This is a genomic window from Streptomyces niveiscabiei, assembly GCF_001419795.1.
In the GTDB taxonomy this organism is placed as follows: domain Bacteria; phylum Actinomycetota; class Actinomycetes; order Streptomycetales; family Streptomycetaceae; genus Streptomyces; species Streptomyces niveiscabiei.
Map to the genome: position 1 here is coordinate 1 of NZ_LIRL01001072.1, position 3258 is coordinate 3258.

General features: G+C 71.6%; 3 protein-coding genes and 2 pseudogenes. 2 read left to right on the forward strand and 3 right to left on the reverse strand.

Going from position 1 to position 3258, the window contains the following annotated elements; genetic code table 11:
- Positions 1–109: 109 nt before the first annotated feature.
- Positions 110–305: pseudogene (locus AOK24_RS51790) on the forward strand (DNA-formamidopyrimidine glycosylase family protein); the annotation flags it as partial.
- 2 nt (positions 306–307) lie between these two features.
- Positions 308–957: pseudogene (locus AOK24_RS39925) on the forward strand (zinc finger domain-containing protein); the annotation flags it as partial.
- Positions 958–1009: 52 nt separating this feature from the next.
- Here the strand turns inward: AOK24_RS39925 and AOK24_RS39930 are convergent.
- The 3 genes from AOK24_RS39930 to AOK24_RS39940 form a co-directional block, all read right to left on the reverse strand.
- Positions 1010–1684, reverse strand: coding sequence for a zf-HC2 domain-containing protein (locus AOK24_RS39930; protein ID WP_055724812.1), 675 nt, complete (start codon positions 1682–1684; stop codon positions 1010–1012).
- Between the two features lie 174 nt (positions 1685–1858).
- Positions 1859–2392, reverse strand: a complete 534-nt coding sequence (locus AOK24_RS39935; RefSeq protein ID WP_055724813.1) for a hypothetical protein — start codon at positions 2390–2392, stop codon at positions 1859–1861.
- 134 nt (positions 2393–2526) lie between these two features.
- A complete protein-coding gene (locus AOK24_RS39940) occupies positions 2527–3069 on the reverse strand; it encodes a sigma-70 family RNA polymerase sigma factor (protein ID WP_055724814.1) in 543 nt (180 codons plus the stop codon).
- Between the last annotated feature and the right edge of the window lie 189 nt (positions 3070–3258).

Genomic DNA, 3258 nt, shown 5'->3' on the forward strand with positions numbered 1-3258 from the left:
GCTGCTGGTGGACCTGCTCGCGGACGGGTGGGGGGTGGAGGCGCGGGGCGGCGGCAAGTGCGTCTGGTGCGAATTCGCCCTGCCCGACCCCTCCTGAGACCCTGGACCCATGCCCGAGCTGCCCGAGGTCGAGGCCCTCAAGGACTTCCTCGCCGAGCACCTGGTCGGTCACGAGATCGTCCGGGTGCTGCCCGTCGCGATCAGCGTCCTGAAGACGTACGACCCGCCCGTGACCGCCGTCGAGGGCCACGAGGCCGTCGCCGTGCGGCGGTACGGGAAGTTCCTGGCCGTCGAGACGGGCGGCGNNACCTCGCCCGCGCCGGCTGGCTGCACTGGAAGGACTGCCTCCCCGACGGCATGCCCCGCCCCGGAAAAGGCCCCCTCGCCCTGCGGGTCGCCCTGGAGACGGGCGCCGGGTTCGACCTCACCGAGGCCGGTACGCAGAAGAAACTCGCGGTGTACGTCGTAGGGGACCCCCAGGACGTACCCGGCGTCGCGAGGCTCGGCCCCGATCCGCTCGCCGACGACTTCGACGAGGCGCGTCTCGCGGAGCTGCTCGCGGGGGAGCGGCGGCAGCTGAAGGGCGCGCTGCGCGACCAGAGCCTCATCGCGGGCGTCGGGAACGCCTACAGCGACGAGATCCTGCACGCGGCCCGCATGTCCCCGTTCAAACGGGCGGCCTCGCTCACACCGGAGGAGACGCACGCGCTGTACGAGGCGCTGCGCACCACCCTGCGGGACGCCGTGGAGCGCTCCCACGGCGTGGCCGCGGGCCGGCTCAAGGCGGAGAAGAAGAGCGGCCTGCGCGTGCACGGCAGGACCGGCGAGCCGTGCCCGGTGTGCGGGGACACGATCCGCGAGGTCTCCTTCAGCGACTCCTCGCTCCAGTACTGCCCGACCTGCCAGACGGGCGGCAAGCCCCTCGCGGACCGCAGGATGTCCCGGCTCCTGAAGTAACCGCCGCTCACCGCACCGCCGTTGACCGCCGCGCCGTTCACCGCCCTGCCGTTCACTTCCCCGCCGGGATCCGCAGCAGCGTCGTGTTGTCGGCGCTGCGCACGTCGTAGAACGCGACGTCCCGCGTGTGCATCGCCGTCCCCCCGTGCATCGTGTTGGGCCGCGCGTCGTGGTCCGGCACCATCCACCCCGTCGCCGTCTCCTCGCTGCCGTCCCGCCCGACGATGACGAGCCGGCAGTTGCGCGGCCCCGCCCCGTCCTTGACCTGGAGCTCGATGTCCGCGCCCCACGTCTTGTCGGCGGCCGTCACCTGCGCCCACACCCCGGACCTCTGGTCGGTCGCGGCGATCCGCACCTCGCTGCTCGCCACGGCCTCCTGACTGCCCCTGCCGCCGACGGTCATCATCAGCGCGGGCCCGGTCAGCGCGACGACGACGGACGCGGCCAGCCCGTACAGGAACCGGCGGCGCAGCGCCCGGCGCCGGGCGGCGACCTGGTCGAGGAGCTTGTCCAGGAGCCGGGGCCCGGGACCGGCGAAGGGGTGCACCGAGCGCGGGGTCGCGCGCCGGTACAGCATCAACTGCCGTGTCGCCGGGCCGAATTCCGTGACCTGAGCCGCGCACCGAGGACACTCCATGAGGTGGTCCTCGAAGCGGAAGGCTTCCGCTTCGTCCAGGACACCGAGCGCGTACGCGCCGACGTCCACATGCTGTTCCAGGGACCTCATCGCCGAATCCTCGTGCCGTTGGGTGCGGTTGGGGTTACTCCTTGCTCCCACCGGTACGCACCCGGCCCGGGAATCACTCAAGCCGTGTACAGAATCGTGACCCAGATGTTCGGAGCCGTCGCGCGGGCGGATTGGTCGGATCGGAAGATTTTTTTGGCGAGGGGTCCGGTCGGCTCAGAACAGGTGGATCGCCAAGTGTCCGAGCGGCAGCCCGAGTTGCCAGGCGGGCGTCCACACCTTCGGTCCCTCGTCCTCCCCGATGCCGATCGCCGCGCCGCCGCCCGGCACCGCGTTGAGGTCGGGCGCGAGGAGTTCCGTCTCCTCCAGCCACCGCCACGCGTCCTCGGCGAGCCGCAGGTCCGGCGAGTCCAGCCCCGACCGCGCGACACGCGCGGCGAGCCCGGCCATCCGCTCACCCACCCAGTCCTGCCAGGGCTGGTCGTACGCGGTCAGCGAGAGCCACGTCTCCAGCTGGGTCACGACCCGGATGCCGGGGAGTTCCCCGTCGGTGTCCGACAGGAAGATGGTGAGCGCCAGCGCGTCGCGCCCGGCGCGGAACTCGAACGACGTCGGCGGCATCAGGTCGCCGGTGCGCAGGAGTTCGTCGGCGATGTACTCGGCGTACAACCAGGCCATGGGGACGGTCAGTTCACCGTCGCCGGAGCCGTCGTCGGGCCCGTCCTGGCCCGGATGATCTCTGTGCAGCATCTCTCGCAGCCTTCCCTCCGGTGTGCCGTCGCCCGTCGCCGGGCCCCCAGTCCGGAACACGGATGGGAACAGCCGATTACTCAACCGGGGTCTGAGGCAAGGCGCTTTACGGAGGTTTGACTCTGCGATGGGTTTCAGCGCAGGTCGGCCGCGTAACCCGGAAGGACCCGGCGCAGGGCGCGCAGCGCGTAGTACGCGCGCGACTTCACCGTACCGGGCGGGATGCCGAGTATCTCGGCGGCCTCCGCCACACTCGCCCCCTGGAAATACACCAGCACCAGGACTTCCCGGTGCTCGGGAGTGAGAGTCTTCACAGCCTCGCGGACGTCGAGCGCCGCCGCCGCGCGCTCGGCGTGGTCGGCGCACACGGGTGCGTGTTCCAGCACCGCGTCCCCGACCTCCGCCGGGCGGGCCTGCCGCGCCCGGCGCGCGTCGATCGCGAGCCGCCGCCCGACCGTCATCAGCCAGGGCCGCACCGAGTCGAAGTCGTCCGCGCGTAGCGCCTCGGGGTGCTGCCACGCCCGCACCAGCGTCTCCTGGACGAGGTCCTCCGCGCGCTGCCGGTCGCCGTCGCTCAGCCGCAGCAGCAGCGCGAAGAGTGGCCGCCCGTGTTCCCGCTGGAGCGCGGCGAGTTCATGCTCAGCGGTCGTCTTCGGCTGCGTGAGTGTGGCGGTCATGGCGGTTATGGCACACCGGCCCCGTCACTCAGCGACAGGGCGCGTACAAACATCTGCGACGGACGGTCGATCGCGTCGACGAACGGTTCGACGAACGGTCGGTGAACGGCGGTGCGGGGAGTTCCGGTTCGGAGGCGGGATACGGGTTCGATTCGTCCCGCTACGCCGATCGCGGGCATCCTGCGGAGC

Bases quoted from the DNA above. Each gene is read 5' to 3' on its own strand.
- AOK24_RS39930 (WP_055724812.1), bottom strand. From the start codon at position 1,684: ATGAGGTCCCTGGAACAGCATGTGGACGTCGGCGCGTACGCGCTCGGT.
- AOK24_RS39935 (WP_055724813.1), bottom strand. From the start codon at position 2,392: ATGCTGCACAGAGATCATCCGGGCCAGGACGGGCCCGACGACGGCTCC.
- AOK24_RS39940 (WP_055724814.1), bottom strand. From the start codon at position 3,069: ATGACCGCCACACTCACGCAGCCGAAGACGACCGCTGAGCATGAACTC.